1 protein-coding gene and 1 pseudogene are annotated in these 891 nt (G+C 66.8%); both read right to left on the bottom strand.

Translation table 11 applies throughout. The annotated features are described in order from the left end of the window. Positions 1-28 precede the first annotated feature (28 nt). A complete protein-coding gene (locus tag F6Q13_RS20365; RefSeq protein ID WP_367141365.1) occupies positions 29-199 on the bottom strand; it encodes a DUF3422 family protein in 171 nt (56 codons plus the stop codon). After that, positions 127-786: pseudogene (locus F6Q13_RS18020) on the bottom strand (DUF3422 family protein). Before F6Q13_RS18020 ends, F6Q13_RS20365 begins: the two are co-directional and overlap by 73 nt. Positions 787-891: the final 105 nt, after the last annotated feature.

Here is an 891-nt window from a genome sequence, read left to right as displayed (position 1 = left end):
CGCCGCAGCGACGGGCCTGCATCGTTCATCACGGCGGGGAATGGTCGGCGCCGTGATCGCTGCCATCAACGTGGCGGCGAACTCGGCGCACAGCGCGCCACATGACGACCACCGCGAACGGGATGACTACCGCGGTCGTGATGGTCTCGTTGAACGGAGTGCCGAGCGACTTAAGCCCTTTGGCCAGATAGTCAACCAACCGACCATGAGGTGATTGCGGCGATTGAGAATCCCTCGACCGTCCAGCTGGAGCCGCAGTTGCCGCGTCTGACCCCGGTGCAGCCCGCTGAGCAGCTGCTGAGTGGCTATCTCCGCGGCCACTTTCACCCGGGTGCGGAGCACATCGGCAGTACGGAAGACCCGGCCCGACAAGCCCTCTATCCGGTGCCTGGCGGCCTCCACGGTGGCCACCGCCGGTACCAGGCGCCGGCGCAAAAATGTGAACACCCCCAACAGATCGGGCAGTGAGGACCGGCGCAAGTACTCGATGCGTTGTTAGACGTTCGCGTAATAGGCTGTGGCCGCGTCGAAGCGGCCAGCATGTGTCGCGATCTCGCACTTGGCGACCGCGGCCAGTTTGGTCAGCTCGTCAAGCAGCTGGCGATCGTCAGGCTGCTCGTCCTCGATATCCCGTGTCAGTTCCGCGAGCCGGGCCTCCAAGTCGGCCATGCGCGGCACTAGGTCCCGAGCGGCCTGTGGCCGGCGCCGCCGCGGCGCCAGTCGGGTCCCAGGTTGACCAGCGTGCGCATTACCCAGGATCAACCCGGCGTGTCGGTGCGGCGACACGCACGCTCGATTCTCGTACGGAGGCGCAGCCGCGGCCCGGTGACCAGATCGTCAGAAGCCCAGGCTGGATGGCCCGCTACACCACCCGTCCGCGCGCCAGACTGC

Source organism: Mycobacterium sp. (assembly GCF_008709575.1).
Lineage (GTDB): Bacteria > Actinomycetota > Actinomycetes > Mycobacteriales > Mycobacteriaceae > Mycobacterium.
This window is presented reverse-complemented; position numbering and strand designations above follow the sequence as displayed.